Below are 18828 nucleotides of genomic sequence, written 5' to 3' on the forward strand. Positions count from 1 at the left end.
GTTATTCACCTTCCAACTGGCCCATAGCCTGAAGCACCGCGTCGTGGGTGGGATTAAGCATTTCGCCAGCAATCATGCCGTCTTTGAGGAAGACCACGCGGTCTGCGTAGGAGGCGGCGTGCGCATCGTGTGTGACCATGAGGATGGTCTGCTGGTGCTCGGTTGCTGCATCCCGGAGAAGCCGCAGAACCTCAGCCCCCGAGTTGGAGTCAAGGTTGCCGGTGGGTTCGTCGGCGAAGACGACGTCCGGGCGGGAGAGTAGTGCGCGTACGATGGCGACGCGTTGTTGCTGACCTCCGGAGAGCTGTTCGGGACGGTGATCCAGACGTTTTTGCAGCCCTAGGGTTTGAACAAGGTAGTCGCGCCACACCGAATCGGGCTTTTTGCCTGCCAGGCCGAGCGGCAAATCGATATTCTGCCCGGCGGTAAGGGTTGGAACTAGGTTGAATGCCTGGAAAATAAACCCGACATGCTCACGGCGGAATTCGGTAAGCTGATTGTCTTTTTGGCCGTAGAGGTCGGTATCGCCGATGCGAATAATCGTCTCTGGATTACGATCTGGAGTATCGAGCGTGGCGAGAGTTTGCATTAGGGTTGATTTACCAGAACCGGAAGGCCCCATGATGGCGGTGAACTTGCCGTACTCGAAGTCGATGTTCACATTGTTAAGGGCATGAACGATGGCTTCGCCCGTGCCGTAGGTCTTGGACAGATTACGTGTTGCTACCGCAGGTTCGTATGCGGGAATTGTTGATGTGCTCATGATTTAATTGTTTCAAGATTGCAAAAATATATCCCCTGACATTTGTCATCCTTTGAGCTGAAATTCTTGAAGGCGAAATAAATGGCACTCATACTTTTGGATGAGAAATACTAGGGATTGAAAAAAGCAAGCCTCCTTAAGGATGAAAATACCCACGAAGAAGAAAAATAATTAAAATAAAAAATTTAGAGTCTATGCAATAATTATGGACGGTATTTTGATCCCTAGAAAGTAAGAATATATAGACTATTTAGATCTATAAAAGTGGGTTTTCTAGGTTTTTATATCCGGGACTTCTACACGTAAAAATAACTCGGGAGCACGAACCACATAAAAGGGCAAACTCCCTAATGTGGGGAGTTCGCCCTTTTCGATGCAGGTTATTTCGCCAATCGATTAGCCTCGCATGCCCTCCACAGGGGAGAGACGGGCCGATCGGGCCGCTGGTAATATCGAGGCAACGAACGCCGATACCAGACCTACCAGCAGAACAAAGAACAATCCAAGGTAAGGAAGATCAATGACGACTTCAGTAGAAGAACTGGTACCTGCAATCACAACTTTAGCGGCGGCAATACCAATTCCAACACCCGCGAGGATGCCTAGGATCACGGCTCCTAAGGTAATCAGAATTGCCTCGGCTGAAATCATGCGACGCAGCTGTTTGCGGGAGAGACCCAGTGAGCGAAGCATCGCATTCTCGCGGCGACGCTCGTTCACCGACAAAGTCATCGTATTGGCTACACCGATAATCGAGATGACTACGGCCAGGGCAAGAAGAACTAATGTGAAGATCAGCATGATCATCATAATCTGATCAAATTGCTGGCGTCCCTGCAAACCACCGGTGAATTCGTTACCGTCATTAGCCTTGGTGAGCTGTTCCTGAAGAGTCGAGTTTGCACTTGAGGAAAGCGGTGACTTGGCGTGAACGAGCACCATAGTCTGGGCACCGGTAGCACCACTTGTCGATGATGCAGCAGAGTCCTGCTCCCCAGCATCTGGGGTAGCTTCTGCAGGAACCTGAGTGTTTTCAGGGGTTTGTGATGAATCCAGCAGAGGTTTTGGATCTGAGGCGTTCTGCAGCTTGGCACCGGTCGTGGGATTCACAATATATAGCGACATATTACTGCTGGTGGACTTGATAGGTTTTAACTCTACCGTCCCCAGGGGACCACGTGCTTTAAGGCGAGTGGAGTCATTGAAGTGGGCATTATCATAAAGGGCAGCCGAGACAAGCACGGTATCATCTTCGAGCTGATGTGACCCTTCAGTCGGAATGACCTTTGTGAGATCGTCGTGGCTGAGTGCTACCAGATTCTCGGTGCGATTCTGTGCTTCACCGCCGTCTTTCGGAGGAACCGTGAAATCAATGGTACCCGCTGCAGAAGCCACAGCAACACTATCGACGTTTTCCAAACCGCGGACTTTATCAGCGACAGAGCGCGCCTTATTGACGCTCTCGGATCCTGCTGTAGGTCCGGTACCGTAGGTGGCTGCCGCAGAGATCGGGTATAGCTTATCCATCGCGTTCGCCACGGTGGACGTCATGATGGAATATCCGGTCAGTACTGCGGTGACGACAAGCGCGCCTACCAAGACCGCGCGCCCGGTCGAAACGGTACGTTTTGGGGAACGCAATGCATTTGCTACTGCCAATTTTCCGGTCTGGTTGCGGAAGACTGAGCCCAGGACACGAACAAGGGGCAGAAGAAGCCACGGGGTCAGCATAAAGACCGCAATGCCCAGCAGAAGCGCGGCAATCATAACGAGAAGAACAGAGGTTCCTGCATTTGAGCTATCGTTATTCTGCGTGATGGTGTTGAACGCAACGATCATGAGTGCACTGCCGCCAGCACCGATAACAAGACCCGCAATAAGGCCTGCGATGTTCGGCTTCTTGACCGCCTGAGCCGTAGTTTCGCCCATCGCGCTGATGGGAGAAATCTTCAAAGCGGTACGTGCTGGAGCGAGCGAGGCGATAACCGTGACCAAGGTGCACAGTACAACACCGACAACAAAAGCCATCGGATCGTAAGAAACCATGAAACTATTATTGGATAGCGCACTTAGCAATGCCGCGATCGGATACACGAGAACTGCGCCGATAGTGGAGAAAATGACGCCCACGACAAGCGATTCAACCACAAGCATACGTACCAAGGACGAGCCCTGTGCCCCTAGAGTACGTAACAACGCCAGTTCGCGGATGCGCTGTCCTACCAGCACCGCGAAGGTGTTCGAAATGACGAACGAAGAAACCAGCAGCGCTAGTGCGGCAAAGGCGCCTAAGATGACACCGAGGAATGTGAATATCGTGGAGAGCTGTTTCTTCACAACCTCCATGTACTCAGGACCGGACATAACAGAAGGCTCAGTTTTTTTGTCACCCGTGTTGAGTTTCTTCTGCAGCTCTGCGCGAGCAGCAGCGTCGTCCGTTCCTTTGAACTTGACGTATGCCATGCTGGCACCGGGAATGGCGTAGTTTGCAGAAGAAGCACCCCCAGCATTTTTGAGTGTCTTGCTAGCTGCCTCCCCATAGGAAGTTCCGCCAATAAATATAGCGTTATTCGTATCGGAGCCTGAGAATCCGACATCAAAAATACCGGTGATGGTGTACTCGCGCGTAGTTCCTGTATTTGGGTCAGAGATCGACGCGACTACATCGGGGGAACTGACCTTAGAATTAAGTTGAAGATTATGCTTTTGTGCAAAATCTTTCGAGACCATCAGCTCGGTGTCTGAGGTCGGCAATTTACCTTCAAAGTCGAAGGGAAAAAGATCTGCACTGTTAGGCGCTTGGGTATAAGAAACTTGAGTTTTATCGGGACCAAACTTACCCCGGCCCTGGTAGACAATCCACGACTGATCGACTGAATCATCATTCTGAATATTTTTGATGCTCTCTTCATCCAGATAGATATTTGCTTCAGTGTTAGAGTTATCGCGCGCATAGGAAGAGACAACAACGTTATCTGCTTTGGAAAGAATGCCATTTACCGATGCATTTAGAGTTCCCTGCAAAGAACTGACTAATACAATAACGGCAGCAATAAAAAATGAAGAAATTGCGATACCGATTCCAGTAAGAATATATTTTCCTTTAGACGCGCGTAAATTAGCGCGTCCCACCGTATTAAGCGTTGTAGCCAATGTTATTCACCTTCCAACTGTCCCATGGCGTTTAGAACAGCATCGTGGGTAGGTTTGAGCATTTCGCCAGCAACCGCACCGTCTTTGAGGAAGACCACGCGGTCTGCGTAGGATGCTGCGTGCGCATCGTGGGTCACCATGAGGATGGTTTGCTGATGTTCGTTTGCCGCGGTTCGCAGGAGCTTGAGCACTTCGGTACCAGAGTTTGAATCGAGGTTGCCGGTGGGCTCGTCGGCGAAGACGACGTCCGGGCGGGAGAGTAGTGCGCGTACGATGGCGACGCGTTGTTGCTGACCACCGGAGAGCTGTTCGGGACGGTGGCTGAGCCGTTTTGTTAGACCCAAAGTCTCCACAAGATAATCGCGCCAAATAGGATCAGGCTTTTTGCCTGCCAGGCCAAGCGGTAAGTCGATATTCTGCCCGGCGGTGAGGGTGGGTACCAGGTTGAAGGCCTGGAAAATAAAGCCGATATGTTCGCGACGAAACTCGGTTAACTCTTTATCCCGCCGACCGTATAGCTCGGTATCGGCAATTTTGATGCTGGTGTTAGGGCTAACATCCGGGGTATCTAGGGTTGCCAAAGTTTGCATAAGGGTAGATTTACCGGAACCGGAAGGCCCCATAATAGCGGTAAATTTACCTTGTTCAAAAGAAACTGTTACGTTATTGAGGGCATGTACCGTCGCCTCACCTGTGCCGTAAGTCTTGCTCAGGTTTTGGGTGGTAACAGCTGGTTTAACAGAAGTATCTAATGTAGTAGTCATAACACCAATTATCCCAAACTAGAATGAAAACCTGTGGGAGGTTTTATCATACTTTTGGGTGATTTCTGGAGTTCTGTCTCTAAAATAACCGTACTATTTTCAAGGTAAAGTTAGTGAAAGTACGGGCAATATTATAAATAGATTACTTTCTCAGGAATGTATGTGAAGGTAATATATATGAATAGGAATATGTTCTATTAAATACTTGGTATAGTACAGTAATTTTTTATATGCTGCATAGAATCTGCACAGACTCAGTCTTCTCGAAGCGCCTGAACTGGTGAGACTTTTGAGGCGCGTACGGAGGGAACCCACGAAGCTAAGACAGCAATTCCTAAAGCGCCGAAGAATGCTATACAGTATTCCGTCAGGGGAATTCGGTAGATGATCTCAATGTTCTGTGGCGTGATAGCGCGTGTCAGGATAAACCCGGCAAGCGTGCCGCCGATGAGAGCAACCAGCAGCGCTGAGAGCGTGATAAGAATAGCTTCCATCATGATGGCGGAACGTAATTGCTGGCGAGAAAGCCCTAGAGTGCGGAGGAGCGCATTTTCGCGGCTTCGTTCATGGGCTGAGAGCATCAAGGTATTACTTACCCCTAACACCGAAATCAGCACCATAAGAGCAATAATAGCCAGGATGGTATACATGATAACGATAAGGGAAATTTCGACAGCTGCACGTATCTCTAGAATGCCCGCGAGATATAACCCGTGTGTTGTACGGGCAATATCCGTTAGATCATTCCGTAATTCTGTACTTTCATCAGAACTCAATCCCTGTTTGGCACGCACTACCACATAGGACTCTCCAGCGGAAGAAGAACCTTCAAGAAGCTGGGGATGATCAAGATCCTGGACCTTGGCGGCGGTCTCACGTGAGATATAGGGGGTATGGTCATCAGTTTGCGAGTACACCGCAGTAAGCCGTAGGTCTCCACGTGGACCGTGAAGTGTAAAACTAGGTGGCTTATGCCCTTGCAAGGCATGTTGTTCTGAGCGAGGCAGAACCACCACATCACCCTGCAATATCGTTTCCGAGGTACCAGGCAATACTACGTCAATATCCTGGGGCGAAACCGCATAAGCAGCGGGAAGATTAGTATGGTCAGGAGCGTCAGATGCCCCGCTGGGATTACTGCCTGCTTCATTCACCGGCTCATCTGAAGCTGCGGGAGCATGAGAATCATCATCGCAGGTGAGGTTTCCCGCATATTGTACAAACGCTTCAGATTGTACGGATAGCAGTTCTTGGACCCTGCGTTGCGCATCCTGCGCCTGGTGCATATACCGTTCTGCAGTGGATTCAGAATTCTGGGAATTGTGTGCAGTAGAGGAGCTATCCTCCGTATCCTTGGAGTCATTAAACGTTAGAACCGCTGCCGGACGTTCTGTCTGCTGTATAAAGCCTGTGACAGATGCCTTAAGGGTCACATAACCTGTAAGCACCATAGCTATAAGCATCATTCCTACCAGGAGGGCTCGCCCGGTCGATACCATACGTGCCGGAGAACGCAGTGCATTTTTACACGCGATAGACCCCGTTAAGGTACGCGCCACCAAGGACGCCCAGAACTTCACGAGCGGTGAAAGTATTTTATGGGCTGCCGTCAAAATAGCAAAGCATAAGAGAGCAGCAGCAATAATACCCACAACAAGCACTTGAACGCTATGGGTTCCCTCCATGCCATCAGGCACGTGCTCAGAGGATTTACTCATGAAGACTGCATACGCCACAATACTCGCCACAAGCAATAACAGGGCGATAACCCCCTGACGCTTACCGTAGGCAGAAACCTGCTGTACTACACCATCACGAAGCCCTTGCACAGGCGATACTTTTGATGCTGCATAGGCGGGTTTAAGAGCGGCGATCCAGGTGACGGCAACACACACTGGCAGAGTAACTCCCAAAGGGATCAGGGAAAAAAGTGAAAACCAATGTATGAGCGGCCCACGACGTGATAATCGCCCAAAGAGCGTAGGCAAGTGTAATACCTAAAGAAGCTGCGAGAACTCCCAAAACCGTAGATTCTGCCAGCACTATAGTGAGAAGATTGGGGCGGCTGGCTCCTAAAGTACGCAGCAGAGCGAGCTCACGGGTGCGCTGAGAAAGCAACACGCTGAATGTATTGGTGATAACAAAAGCAGAGACCATGAGAGCTAACGCTGCCAGACCTAAAAGGGCTGCGGTGAGCAGATCATTGGCAAAACCTATGTCTGACTCTACGTTGTGGGTGTATTCATACGCTGGCACTACATACCCATGATCGCCGTGGTGTGCGGTAAATTCCCGCTTAAAACCTTCAACCGAAACACCCTCACGGAGCTTGACTGCAACTATATGCGTATCATGGACAATATTTGTTTTATGCTCGCGATGAGCAATTTTAGATGCCGTTGTCAGCATAGTGCCACCGGCAAAAACTGTTATTGAATCTTCAGATCCCAGGGGCGGAGAGTGGAAAGTACCAGTGATCGTATATTCCTTGGTGGGCAAGGAATCTTCTAAAGATAGTGTGCCGCCCTCAAAATTTGTAATGGACGTGGGAGTGGGCAGCTTTATTGTTGCGACCGGGTCAATGCCGTGAAATTTATCGCCTATGTTGAGATGCAAAGACTCACGAAGCGACTCTGGGAGCAGAATTTCATGATCATTCTGTGGCATTCGCCCCTGTATCTGATAAGGAAACAAATCCGGGTCAGTGGGAGCTTGAGAAATCGCATAGGGCACAGGGTCGCCCGGCGCGTCATGATACATGGCTGAAACTACCGAGTCTTCCCGGATACCAGCCACCTGGGGGCTATTACGGATATCTTCAACTTCCTCAACCGAGAGAGCGCCTGACGAGTTCTCCTTGGCTTGCCCTGAGATGTTGGTAGCAACAACCGCATCGCTGTTACGTACCTGATTGCCGTAGTGCGCCACATATGTGGCGGAAACGATTGTATTGAGAAGAAGCACGGCACTCAGGAAAAAAGCTGCAACCGCAATGCCCAGTCCCGTCAAAATATATTTACGCCAAGATGCGCGCAGATTTGCATATATCAGTGAGAGCAGAGAGGAGATCATGTAAAAAATCCTGTGGCGTACTACATCATAAATATCGGTCTACTATATAACCGTAAATGTTGACTTGACGGATATTCATCATTCCCAAGAATGATTTTTCAGCCTTTTCACAGGTTCTGTCCTCAACGGTAGATGTAGACACAAGGAGCCTACGAAACGATCCCAGCCTCATAGGCCATAATCACGGCCTGAACCCTATCGCGGGCATCAAGTTTTGCCAGAACATGCGAGACGTGGGTCTTAATCGTGGCCTCTGACAGCACGAGCGCGCGGCTGATCTCCACATTGGAAAGACCCTGCGCGATCAGACGAAGTACCTCATGCTCACGCGGCGAAAGAGTCTGCATGAGTTCCTGATGCAGAAGCTGCGGCTCCTCCTGAGGAGTGGGGGCAACACTGGCAGAATCCTGTTCCGAATGAACCTCCAACACCGGAATCATATGTTCCAGCAGGCGGCGTGTAGCGGAAGGGGCGATCACCGCATCACCGCGGTGTATTGTCCGAATCGCCCCCAGAAGTTCTTCGGGAGGCGCATCTTTCAGCAAAAAACCGCTTGCCCCGGCACGTACCGCCGCATAGACATATTCGTCGACGTCGAAGGTAGTCAGCATAATAACCCTGGAATCAGGAACGTTGAGCTCTAGAATACTTTTTGCAGCCTCCAGCCCATCCATAATAGGCATACGAACATCCATAAGAACCACCTGAGGGGCGGTACCTTCTTCAGCCATACGGGCATAGCTATCAACCGCCGCTGCGCCGTCATCAGCTTCGAGAACAACCTGCAGATCAGGTTGCGAATTGATAAGCATCTTCAAACCGCCGCGTACAAGCTGCTGGTCATCAACCAGCATCACGGTAATCTGTTCGTTCATAGGATTTCCTTTAATATGTTCTGTCACTTTTACAATACTGGGTTCCCATTACGTTTCGCGGTACGGCAGCCAGGCCTTCACGCTAAAACCACCCTGCAGATCCGGGCCGTAATGCAGGGTTCCGTCATACATTGTGATGCGCTCGCGCATACCCAAGAGACCGTTACCGCTGCCCGGCACAAAGGAATATGGAGCATCCGAGCTGTTGTGATGCGCCGGGGCGCTGTTGTACACGTCCAAATACAGGCCATCTCGTTTCCACACAGCCGAGAGGGTAACGATCTCAGCATCGCGGGCGTGTTTAACGATATTGGTGAGCGCTTCCTGGATTACACGATATGCCGCTAGATCAGCTCCCTGAGGGAGGGCGCCACTTATGGTACCGGTAATACCAGCGAAGTCGATATTAACTCCCGACCTGCGAGCCTGCGCAACCAGAGCGGGAATTTCGTGAATTGTAGGCGCTGGAGCGTACATGGTGTCTTCATCGGTACGAAGAACCCCCAGAAGGGAACGCATCTGCGTGAGAGAATCGCGTGCGGTGACCGCAATAGTTTCAAGCGTCTGTTCCGCGATAGAGGCGTCATGCTCTTGAAGGTTAGTCGTTTCGGCGGGCTGAGTCGTCGTGGTCCGTATCGCGGCTGCGGCATACCTGGCGCCGTCAGCCTGCGTAATGATGCTGGAAAGTGAATGCGCCACAATATCGTGCATTTCTCGGGCGATGCGGGTGCGTTCATCCTGCGCCGCAAGACGCCGTTCCTGTTCTTGCTCAAATTCGAGGCGCATCGCTCGCTCTCGAAGCTCATCCTGGCGAATAATGCGAGTACGCCTTGAATCACCGATAAACCAGAGCACGGAATAAATCGCACCGCATAAGGTTGTAATGATAATCGAGCTTATAACAGCGGCAAATTGTTCGCCCCGCGGAAGCAGCATGATAAAAAGCTGAGCCCCTACCGCAAAGGCACCAACCCAGCCCGCAATAAACATGCGAACCCGCAGCTTCTTCTTCCAGTGCCTGCCGATATGATAAGCCGCTACGCCTACCGGAAAATACAGATGAACGGGCAAAACATCCGGAATAAATAGAGTGAGAGCGGTGGAGACGAGAACAAACCAGATTGACCCATAAGGATGCCGGTACCGAAAATAAAGGGCGGTCGTATTGATGCATGCAATGAAAAAAGTAATGCCGCTATCCCTATAGGACATTGCAAGAGCTATGAGCAGAACAAACATCTGCATGAAAGCAACTACCGTGATATTAAACCAGCGGTAGTTCCTATCTATGTAGTTGTTAATTCGGCTCGTTAGATCCATGGGTTAAGTGTAACGTTCACCCTCAAAACAGGTAATCACTCGGAAGGATGAATTTTGTACGTACTCGTGTAGGTCATGAGGCTACAAAATCTGGAATAAGACCTCTCAAAACTGCGAGATTATGCGGGAATATATATGCCCATACTCTGAGAATCATGGCCTAAAATCTGCGCAATTGTTCATGCCAGCAGTAGGGTAGAGGTATGACTACTGAACGTTCCATCAACCTTGCCGTGATCGCTGGCGACGGCATCGGACCTGAAATTATTACCGAGGCGCAGCGTGTGCTTCAACGCGCCTGCGAGCTTGATTCTATTCGCGTAGATTCCACCGACTATAAACTTGGCGCCGAGCACTGGCTTAAAACCGGCGAAACCCTGCCTGAGAGTACGATGGAAGCTCTCAAACAGCACGATGCGATTCTTTTCGGCGCTATTGGTGCTGATCCGCGCAGCGGCAAGATTCCCTCAGGGCTGATCGAACGTGAAATGCTTTTGAAGCTGCGCTTCTCATTTGACCATTACATTAACCTGCGTCCCGCACGGCTGTACCCGGGGGCAGTGTCGCCGCTGAGCAACCCTGGAGAGATCGACTTCGTGGTGGTGCGCGAAGGTACCGAAGGGCCCTACGTGGGTAATGGAGGAACTATTCGCGGCGGTACCGATGCTGAAATCGCAACCGAAGTATCCATCAATACAGCCCACGGTGTTCGTCGGCTGATCCGGTACGCCTTCGAACTGGCACAGTCTCGCCGTAAGAAGCTGACCCTCATCCACAAAACAAATGTACTCGTACACGCTGGTCGTTTGTACACCCGTCTTTTTGAAGAGATCGGGCGCGAATTTCCCGAAGTGCAAACCGATTACCTGCATGTTGATGCGGCAACAATTTTCATGACCACCGATCCCTCACGTTTCGACGTGATCGTAACCGATAACCTGTTTGGCGACATCCTGACCGATCAGGCGGGTGCAGTGACCGGAGGTATTGGCTACGCGGCCTCAGGCAATATCAACGCGGTAGGGGAGTTCCCTTCAATGTTTGAGCCCGTGCATGGTTCAGCCCCCGACATCGCGGGGCAGAACAAAGCAAACCCAACCGCCGCAATCCTCGCGGGAGCAATGCTTCTGCGGCACCTAGGCTATGAGTCGACGGCGGTCCGTATTGAGGATGCGGTCGAGACTGATATGCGTGCCAACGGCGCCCGCACCCGAGGCACCGACGAAGTTGGTAACGATGTCTTAGGGTTCCTAAGCTAGTTAAGGCTGAAGCAGCTTACGCCCCGCCTTCGATTTTCACGATATGGGCGGCGGTGGGTTGCGTGTGCGTTGTGCCTATTCATCAGGTACTCTAAAACATGTGCAACGGGCACATCCGCCCCGTCGTCCGCTGGCGTGGTCACAAGCCGCACTGATGAGCTTCGTAAGCGATGCCGCTTCTGCCTCCCACCTTGAGGTTCGCGCCGCCGATGCTATTGGCAGAGAGAATTGACAGAATAGGATTACACCATGGCACTTGAATTTAGCCGTGAAAAGAACCCCGCCCCCGCGAGTGACGAACGCCGAGCCGAGATTCTTGCCGACCCCGGATTTGGCGACTATTTTACGGATCATATGGTCAGCATCGACTGGAACGGTGATTATAAAACCGGCGGTGAATGGTCGAATGCGCGGGTGCACGCCTACGGTCCGCTCAGTTTAGATCCCGCCGCTGCGGTTTTTCACTATGGCCAGGAAATCTTCGAGGGTATTAAAGGCTACCGTCATTCGGATGGGTCAGTGTGGACATTCCGACCCGAGAAGAACGCGGCGCGCCTGAACCGCTCGGCGCATCGTATGGCGCTGCCTCAGCTGCCCGAAGAGACCTTCATCGAATCCCTAAAACAGCTGGTGCAGGTAGATGAAAAATGGGTTCCCAGCGGTGAGGGAGAAGCGTTCTATTTCCGTCCGTTTATGATTGCGACCGAGGCATATCTGGGGGTTCGCCCTGCTCGTCACGTGGAGTATCACGTGATTGGGTCGCCTGCCGGTAACTACTTCGGCACCCCCGAGCCGGTGGACATTTGGCTGTCCACGAAGTATGCTCGCGCTGGTGAAGGCGGTACTGGCACTGCAAAATGCGGCGGTAACTATGCTGCCGCCATGATCGCCCAGCTTGAAGGTGAAGAAAACGGCTGTAAACAGGTGATCTTCAAAGATCCGCACCGTAACGATGCTCTTGAAGAGCTGGGCGGCATGAATGTATTCTTCATCTACGGTAAAGAGAATAAGTTGGTAACCCCCGAACTTACCGGAACTATTCTAGAGGGCGTTACCCGCTCCTCAATTTTGCAGCTGGCGAAGGATCGCGGAATGACCGTTGAGGAACGCCCCATCACCCTCAGCGAGTGGCGTGACGGTGTGGCATCCGGCGATATTACAGAGGTGTGTGCCTGCGGTACCGCAGCGGTCATTGCCCCTATTGGAAAGCTCAAGGCTGCTGATTTTGAGATTCCAGCGGCTTCCGAAGGATTTGGGGAGATTTCCAAGAGCCTGCGTGAAGAGCTCGTGGGCATTCAGACCGGTACGGTAGAGGACCGTCATGGCTGGATGACCCGCCTCGTCTAATAACCACCCGGTACTGCCCCGGGCGCATCCGTAAAACGTGCAGAGAGTGACTTTCCGACGATAAGCTCTACTTTTCAATCGGAAAGTCACTTTTTGCGTATCGAGAGGGGTATGAATGACTGGTACTCTAGAAGGTATGCGTATTGCACGATTTACCGTAGATAACGATCTTCATTATGGTGTGGTTGAAGGAGAGGACGGCAGCGAAGTTTTGCATGTTCTCACGGGCGATCCGTTTTACTCCGGTGTTGAAACCACCTCGAAGACTTATCAGCTTGAGGACGTTCGCCTGCTTGCCCCCATCATTCCACGCTCCAAGGTGATTGGTGCTCTTGCTAATTGGGCGGGTACCCCGGCTCCTGCTGCCCCACAGTTCTTCATCAAGCCAAATACGACGGTGGTCGGTCCTGGTGATCCGGTGACTCTCCCCGAGTATTCCGAAGCGGTCAGCGTTGAAGGCGAGCTGGCGGTTATCATCGGTCGTATTGCAAAGTCGGTTCCGCTGGAACGTGTGCATGAGGTAGTTTTCGGATACACCGTAGCCAACGATCTGACGGCACGTGACGTTATGGAGACGGACACGCAGTGGACTCGTGCGAAAAGCTTTGACGGCTCAACCCCACTGGGGCCCTGGATCGAAACGGAGCTTGATACCGACTCGCTGAATATCACGAGCTGGGTTGATGGTGACGTAGTGCAGGAAGGCAATACCTCTGATATGCACTACTCGGTGGCGGAGCTCGTGTCCGCCGCATCCGAGATCTTTACGCTTCTTCCCGGAGACATTATCTTGACCGGAACCCCGGCGGGTACCAGCGTCCTTCGTGATGGTCATGAGGTCGAGGTTGAGGTCGAAGGCATTGGGGCTCTGGTAACCCGCATCCGCAGTTAGAGCCCAGTTTAGGCTGAGAGTGCTAAACATAGATTCCTCAGCGCTATAGAACGCACAGCAGCATGATTTTGAGATACACAAGTTCAGGAGAAAACTTACTATGACCGAATATCCCGGTCCTAATCTGCACGATCCACGCGAAACTCGCGTACGCTTTTGCCCTTCACCGACCGGAACCCCGCACGTGGGCATGGTACGTACAGCCCTGTTTAACTGGGCTTATGCGCGCCATACCGGCGGTAAGCTCATTTTCCGTATTGAGGATACCGATGCGGCACGCGATTCGGAAGAATCGTTCAACCAAGTGCTCGACAGTCTGCACTGGCTGGGCATTAACTGGGACGAAGGCGTGGGCGTAGGCGGCCCCCATGAACCGTATCGTCAGTCTGAACGTAAACGAGAGGACATTTACCAGAAGGTTTTCGAGAAGCTCATTGAGGGCGGGTATGTCTATGAGGATTTCTCGACCCCCGATGAGGTGCGGGAACGCCGTAAAGCAGCGGGGCAGGATCCTCAGCTCGGCTACGATAACTACGATCGTCACCTGAGCGATGAGCAGAAAGACGCTTTCCGTGCCGAAGGCCGTAAACCCGTATGGCGTTTACGTATGCCCGATGAGGATATTACGTTCAACGACCTTGTGCGTGGTGAGATTACCTTCAAAGCCGGGTCTGTCCCAGACTACGTTGTGGTGCGTTCTAGCGGTGACCCCCTGTATACTTTTGTGAACCCTGTGGACGATGCTTTGATGGGCGTAACCCACGTGCTTCGTGGTGAAGATCTGTTGTCTTCAACTCCGCGCCAGATTGCACTGTACCGAGCACTCGTTGATACAGGCGTTACCACATTTATCCCCGAGTTTGGGCATCTTCCCTATGTAATGGGGCAGGGTAATAAGAAGCTGTCGAAGCGCGATCCCGAATCGAATCTCTTCCTGCTGCGCGATGCCGGATTTATTAAGGAAGGTCTGCTTAACTACCTATCTCTGCTGGGCTGGTCTTTATCTGCAGATCAGGACGTTTTCTCAGTCGATGACCTAGTGGCTCACTTCGACATTCACGATGTGGTAGGCAACCCGGCACGTTTTGACGTCAAGAAGGCAGAAGCTATTAACGGCGATCATATTCGTCGTTTGGAGGCGGACGATTTCCGAAACCGCCTGGTGCCCTATCTGCAGGCCGCTGGTGTTGTTGGTGAGGAACTTTCAGCGCGTGAAGAGCAGATTCTGACAGAGGCTGCTCCCTTGGTACAGGAACGTATGCAGCTCTTGGGTGAAGCCCCGAAGCTTCTGGCATTCCTCTTCAAAGCTGATGAAGAGATCACGGTTGCTGATGACGCCCGTAAACAGCTTAAAGAATCTGCCCCTCAGGTTCTTGCTGCCGCTTTAGAAGCGCTTGAAACCCTCGAAGTCTGGGATGCGGCAAGTATCGAATCTGCCCTGCGCTCCGCTATCGTGGAGGGGCTTGAGATCAAACCGCGTTTGGCATTCGGGCCGGTGCGTATCGCCGTTTCGGGTGAGCGTATTTCGCCCCCGCTCTTTGAATCCATGGAGATTCTGGGGAAGGAATCTTCTCTCAACCGTGTGCGGGCTTTGGCTGCTGAGCTCGGGGCGTAGCCCGAACGCATAGCCGTATCTTTTTTGAAAAGAGGAACTCGGTGGTTCACGAGTTTGCGCGAGCCACCGGGTTTTTCTGCGCGCAAGAGACGCCTACACATTGTGCGCTAGAGGAATGTAGGGTTCTCGGCTTATGCTGGTTATACGGTCGTGCATCGTGGGAGGTGAAGGTGAACCATAACAAATACATTGTGCGTGCTTTGCGCAAAGGAACCGTGATGGCATTTGCGAATGCATCAATTGTGTTGCTTATTGCCACTATTGCGGATGCAGTGAGATCTATCTGGACCATTGTGATAATTGTGTTAGCCAGCGCCTTAGCGTATTTCGCGGCGTATCATGAAGCTAAGTTTGATGATGAACAGATTGCATGTGAACGTGAAGCAGGCGGCCACCAGCCGGGAGGTGAAGCCCTGGTGGGGGACAAACCCATAGAATACGCCCAAGAGCGGCTGGAAATTGGTGAGGAGGATAAAGCATGACTCGACGCGATGTAACATTTGCCGCCATCATGTCTGCCGTAGCATTGGCAGTTTACATAGGCGTGAAGGTTTGGTTGGGCGGTTACTGGGACTGGGTAACCTTCGTCATTTGGGTTCTGGCCGCGCTTCTCTTTGGGTTTGGCATTATTTATGCGAAGTCGTTCTTGATCCGCATGGTAGATGAGATGACTGAGGATGGAGTAACGCCCAGCGAAGGGGAGCGCCGCACTGGGGTCGGTACGGGTTCCGAACGTAATTCTCGTGCGGAATCCATCGCGGATGCTGCCGTTGAGTCTTCTGCTGAGCATGCGCATCACCTGGGACATCAGCATCATCGCCGGCAGGAATCCTCGAACTTGTAACATTCTGCAGCGTATTGGCGTGCTCTAAACGCCTGTAAAGGGCATCATATAGAAAATATACGTGCTTGCTCTCATGTCTATAAGCCCTAGTCAGCATGATGTAGGTCTGAGGAAAATAGTGAGCTGGAGAATATCATGAAAAGAATTATGCGTGTAAGAGTTGCGGGTTATCAAACGGTACAGTATAGTATTTACCTGTGAGCGCGTCGGGATGAAGGTTCCGGCTCGTTATTTTGTGAAAACAGAATATTGCGGTTGTAGCTCAGTTGGTAGAGCACCACCTTGCCAAGGTGGATGTCGCGAGTTCAAGTCTCGTCAACCGCTCTGCGAAAGCCCTGAAGTAATCTTCAGGGCTTTTTGTGTATCTCGTAAAAGCGTGCTGGTGTATATGTTTGTTGCTCCTTCGGAGGAAAATCGGGGAATATGCTGCGTTCCCAAGATTTTGATGACGATAAGTCTCTAAGAAAATAAACGTCATAGATGATATTTCTATTGCTTTTTGGGAGGAAAGGCGTGAATATAGGGGGTACACCTTCTTAGGTACTCCTACCCTAAGTTTTAACTATAGGGTAACTAATTTTTGTTACTCGTCATCCTCTCAAGGAGTTCATATGGTTCTTTTATCAGCTACAGCTCAGCATAGGTCTTTCAAGGTTGCTACCGTTGGGGTACTATCGATGTCGCTCATGGGGGCACCTTTTGCAGTGCCCGCGTCCTTTGCGGTAGAGTCTCCTGCCCCGCAGCAGATTACTGCTGCTCAGGCTCAACAGGTGCAGGGGATTCCGGGGCAGTATCAGATTCGCCATTCAAAGAACGGCAAGATCTTCATTGCTGGCTCTAACCGTGATATGTCCGTATCGACTATTGCGCGTCTGGATGAGAAGACTCTCCAGATAGAAGCTATAGCTACCCTGCCTATCACCCGAGCCGGTACCGGATACAACGCTGGGTATAAGAATTTGGGTGCTTTTGGTATTGACGTGGATGATGAGAATGGCACCATTTGGGTTACGAATACTCGTGATAACGCTGTGTCTGTGTACGACCAAAATAATCTCAATCTCTTGTGGACCAACTACGGCGCTCAAGAGGGAGATGAAAATTGGATCGAGCATCCGCGTGAGGTAAAGGTGGATGCTGCCTCCGGTAAAGCATTCGTAACGGGCCGTTTCTTTGTATCTGCCATTGATCTGAAGACCCATAAGGTCGAGAAGATCAAAGTGGGTGGAGACGAAGAAGATAAGCGCTACATCAGCATGAATACCACTATTCATGATGGTAAACTCTACGTTCCCGAGCGCACCACCGGCAAAATCTATGTGATTGACACGAGCACTTTTAAGGTTTTGCAGGAAATCCAGACCCACGCTGATGTCGAAGGCGTTGATGTTCTTCCTTCCGATATTGCCATTGATGTTTCTGAGCAGGAGATCTACGTTTCCGCGCAGGGAAGTTATGACCGTCAGAGCGGTGAGTCTAAGGGTAATTCCGGGGTAACTGTGTATGACCTCAAGACTGGAGAATATAAGAAGTCTATTCCTTTCGGTAAGCAGGCACTTTCGCTCGTCAATGATGAAGATCGTGACCTCGTATACGTTACGGATTTTGCTACCGGTAAGGTTGGCGTGATTGATGGTCGCGCTGATCGTCTTATTGGAGAAGTGCAGTCAGCCTCCAAAGGGGCCAACGATATTACCTTGGGTGCTGATGGTGAGGTCTATATTGCCAATAAGGATGATTTTGCCCCCGATACGACCATTCCCTTCGGTATGGATTACGCCCAGGGAACGCTAACTTCCAAAGAAGAAACTGCTGATTCTATTACCAAGGTGAAGATTACCCCGGGGAACGTGACAGCGGAAAACCCCGAGGTAGAGATCAATCAGATTACCCCGCAGCAGGAAACCTTTGCGGGTTACCCTGCCCCTCTGACGGGCGGCGATAACAGGACCCTGACCAACGTGTCGTATAACGATATTGCTGGCAACCTCTTTGAGAACGACATCATCAAGCTGGGGGAGAAGAGCATCACAACCGGTTACCCTGATGGTGGGTTCCATCCCTTGGAGAGCATCGAACGTGGAGCAATGGCAGCGTACTTATATCGCCTGGCGGGTTCTCCCGAATTTGAGGCACCTGCGGAATCTCCTTTCAGCGATGTTCCTACAACCCACCCCTTCTATAAGGAAATTGCGTGGCTGAAGGCAACCGGTATTACGACAGGTTGGGAAGATGGTACCTTCCGTCCTGAAGACTCAATAAACCGCGAGGCTATGGCGGCCTTCTTCTATCGTGCCGCAGGATCCCCGGAAGTTCAGCAGAAAGCAACCTTTACGGATGTTTCGGGAAGCCCCTTTGCCAAGGAAATTTCGTGGTTCCAGTTCTCGAAGCTCTCCACCGGTTGGCCTGATAGTACGTTCCGTCCGCATGACTCGGTCAAGCGCGATGCTATGGCAGCCTATATGATGCGTTACATGGGTAATTTTGATTCCGTGAAGGTTTCAGCGCCCGAACCCGCAAAATAGCGCATAGCAGGTGAGATGACTATCGTTGCTTAGCCGGTAAGTTTATATTGCTGCTTGAATAACATGTATGCGTCGGGTGAAGGCATCTCTTGGGTGCCTTCACCCGAATGGCGTGCATTCGGAGGCTCTAGAGGCTGGGTATAAATTTTGGGCAGACTTTTGTGACGACCATCTCAAGGTGCGAAGTTGCATGATGCAACAAAGCACCGGTATAGTTATTATTCGTTGCGGCGAAAATCGTTGAGGTTTTGCCGGAACAACATAATGAAATAGTGGGGTATGGTGTAATTGGCAACACAACGGTTTCTGGTACCGTCATTCTAGGTTCGAGTCCTGGTACCCCAGCGAGCATCACTCGATGCTATGGCCCCATCGTATAGCGGCCTAGTACTCCGCCCT

The 18828-nt window shown here is 51.3% G+C and carries 14 protein-coding genes and 2 tRNA genes; 9 read left to right on the forward strand and 7 right to left on the reverse strand.

What is annotated here, in order from left to right:
• Nucleotide 1: 1 nt before the first annotated feature.
• From HMPREF2981_RS07680 to HMPREF2981_RS07705, 7 genes are all read right to left on the reverse strand, one after another.
• A complete protein-coding gene (locus HMPREF2981_RS07680) occupies nt 2-763 on the reverse strand; it encodes an ABC transporter ATP-binding protein (protein ID WP_004004947.1) in 762 nt (253 codons plus the stop codon).
• Nucleotides 764-1159: 396 nt separating this feature from the next.
• On the reverse strand, nt 1160-3916 hold the full coding sequence (locus HMPREF2981_RS07685; protein ID WP_070662092.1) for an ABC transporter permease: 2757 nt from the start codon (nt 3914-3916) through the stop codon (nt 1160-1162).
• 2 nt (nt 3917-3918) lie between these two features.
• Nucleotides 3919-4680, reverse strand: coding sequence for an ABC transporter ATP-binding protein (locus HMPREF2981_RS07690; protein WP_070662094.1), 762 nt, complete (start codon nt 4678-4680; stop codon nt 3919-3921).
• A gap of 254 nt (nt 4681-4934) precedes the next feature.
• Nucleotides 4935-6575, reverse strand: coding sequence for an ABC transporter permease (locus HMPREF2981_RS11125; RefSeq protein WP_246825390.1), 1641 nt, complete (start codon nt 6573-6575; stop codon nt 4935-4937).
• Nucleotides 6541-7752 (reverse strand): ABC transporter permease, encoded by a 1212-nt coding sequence (locus HMPREF2981_RS11130; protein WP_246825393.1) that lies wholly within the window; start codon nt 7750-7752, stop codon nt 6541-6543. The genes HMPREF2981_RS11125 and HMPREF2981_RS11130 overlap by 35 nt, the downstream gene beginning before the upstream one ends.
• Before the next feature lie 149 nt (nt 7753-7901).
• Nucleotides 7902-8627 (reverse strand): response regulator, encoded by a 726-nt coding sequence (locus tag HMPREF2981_RS07700; protein WP_048755225.1) that lies wholly within the window; start codon nt 8625-8627, stop codon nt 7902-7904.
• Nucleotides 8628-8675: 48 nt separating this feature from the next.
• The gene (locus HMPREF2981_RS07705) at nt 8676-9872 is read right to left on the reverse strand and encodes a sensor histidine kinase (RefSeq protein WP_246825395.1); all 1197 of its coding nucleotides are present in this window, start codon (nt 9870-9872) and stop codon (nt 8676-8678) included.
• 278 nt (nt 9873-10150) lie between these two features.
• On the opposite strand from HMPREF2981_RS07705, the gene HMPREF2981_RS07710 reads away from it, so the two are divergent.
• The 9 genes from HMPREF2981_RS07710 to HMPREF2981_RS07750 all read left to right on the forward strand — a co-directional run bounded on the left by HMPREF2981_RS07710 (nt 10151) and on the right by HMPREF2981_RS07750 (nt 18774).
• Nucleotides 10151-11206, forward strand: a complete 1056-nt coding sequence (locus HMPREF2981_RS07710) for a 3-isopropylmalate dehydrogenase (protein ID WP_070662100.1) — start codon at nt 10151-10153, stop codon at nt 11204-11206.
• Nucleotides 11207-11455: 249 nt separating this feature from the next.
• Nucleotides 11456-12553 (forward strand): branched-chain amino acid aminotransferase, encoded by a 1098-nt coding sequence (locus HMPREF2981_RS07715; protein ID WP_070662103.1) that lies wholly within the window; start codon nt 11456-11458, stop codon nt 12551-12553.
• A 136-nt stretch (nt 12554-12689) separates the two neighbouring features.
• A complete protein-coding gene (locus tag HMPREF2981_RS07720; protein WP_070662834.1) occupies nt 12690-13445 on the forward strand; it encodes a fumarylacetoacetate hydrolase family protein in 756 nt (251 codons plus the stop codon).
• Between the two features lie 100 nt (nt 13446-13545).
• On the forward strand, nt 13546-15060 hold the full coding sequence (gltX, locus tag HMPREF2981_RS07725; protein ID WP_070662106.1) for a glutamate--tRNA ligase: 1515 nt from the start codon (nt 13546-13548) through the stop codon (nt 15058-15060).
• A 170-nt stretch (nt 15061-15230) separates the two neighbouring features.
• Nucleotides 15231-15542: a hypothetical protein gene (locus tag HMPREF2981_RS07730; RefSeq protein WP_246825396.1), complete on the forward strand. Its 312-nt coding sequence runs from the start codon at nt 15231-15233 to the stop codon at nt 15540-15542.
• Nucleotides 15539-15904, forward strand: a complete 366-nt coding sequence (locus HMPREF2981_RS07735; RefSeq protein WP_070662111.1) for a hypothetical protein — start codon at nt 15539-15541, stop codon at nt 15902-15904. Before HMPREF2981_RS07730 ends, HMPREF2981_RS07735 begins: the two co-directional genes overlap by 4 nt.
• A 251-nt stretch (nt 15905-16155) precedes the next feature.
• Nucleotides 16156-16228, forward strand: a tRNA-Gly gene (locus HMPREF2981_RS07740).
• Nucleotides 16229-16515: 287 nt separating this feature from the next.
• The gene (locus HMPREF2981_RS07745; protein ID WP_070662114.1) at nt 16516-18429 is read left to right on the forward strand and encodes an S-layer homology domain-containing protein; all 1914 of its coding nucleotides are present in this window, start codon (nt 16516-16518) and stop codon (nt 18427-18429) included.
• A 273-nt stretch (nt 18430-18702) separates the two neighbouring features.
• Nucleotides 18703-18774 (forward strand) — tRNA-Gln (locus HMPREF2981_RS07750).
• Nucleotides 18775-18828: the final 54 nt, after the last annotated feature.

Source organism: Rothia sp. HMSC069C01, assembly GCF_001814655.1.
Taxonomy (GTDB): domain Bacteria; phylum Actinomycetota; class Actinomycetes; order Actinomycetales; family Micrococcaceae; genus Rothia; species Rothia dentocariosa.

What these genes read in the sequence shown, in the direction of transcription:
- HMPREF2981_RS07680 (WP_004004947.1), bottom strand. Translation starts at nt 763, where the DNA reads ATGAGCACATCAACAATTCCCGCATACGAACCTGCGGTAGCAACACGT.
- HMPREF2981_RS07690 (WP_070662094.1), bottom strand. Translation starts at nt 4,680, where the DNA reads ATGACTACTACATTAGATACTTCTGTTAAACCAGCTGTTACCACCCAA.
- HMPREF2981_RS11130 (WP_246825393.1), bottom strand. Translation starts at nt 7,752, where the DNA reads ATGATCTCCTCTCTGCTCTCACTGATATATGCAAATCTGCGCGCATCT.
- HMPREF2981_RS07700 (WP_048755225.1), bottom strand. Translation starts at nt 8,627, where the DNA reads ATGAACGAACAGATTACCGTGATGCTGGTTGATGACCAGCAGCTTGTA.
- HMPREF2981_RS07705 (WP_246825395.1), bottom strand. Translation starts at nt 9,872, where the DNA reads ATGCAGATGTTTGTTCTGCTCATAGCTCTTGCAATGTCCTATAGGGAT.
- HMPREF2981_RS07710 (WP_070662100.1), top strand. Translation starts at nt 10,151, where the DNA reads ATGACTACTGAACGTTCCATCAACCTTGCCGTGATCGCTGGCGACGGC.
- HMPREF2981_RS07715 (WP_070662103.1), top strand. Translation starts at nt 11,456, where the DNA reads ATGGCACTTGAATTTAGCCGTGAAAAGAACCCCGCCCCCGCGAGTGAC.
- HMPREF2981_RS07720 (WP_070662834.1), top strand. Translation starts at nt 12,690, where the DNA reads ATGCGTATTGCACGATTTACCGTAGATAACGATCTTCATTATGGTGTG.
- gltX (WP_070662106.1), top strand. Translation starts at nt 13,546, where the DNA reads ATGACCGAATATCCCGGTCCTAATCTGCACGATCCACGCGAAACTCGC.
- HMPREF2981_RS07735 (WP_070662111.1), top strand. Translation starts at nt 15,539, where the DNA reads ATGACTCGACGCGATGTAACATTTGCCGCCATCATGTCTGCCGTAGCA.
- HMPREF2981_RS07745 (WP_070662114.1), top strand. Translation starts at nt 16,516, where the DNA reads ATGGTTCTTTTATCAGCTACAGCTCAGCATAGGTCTTTCAAGGTTGCT.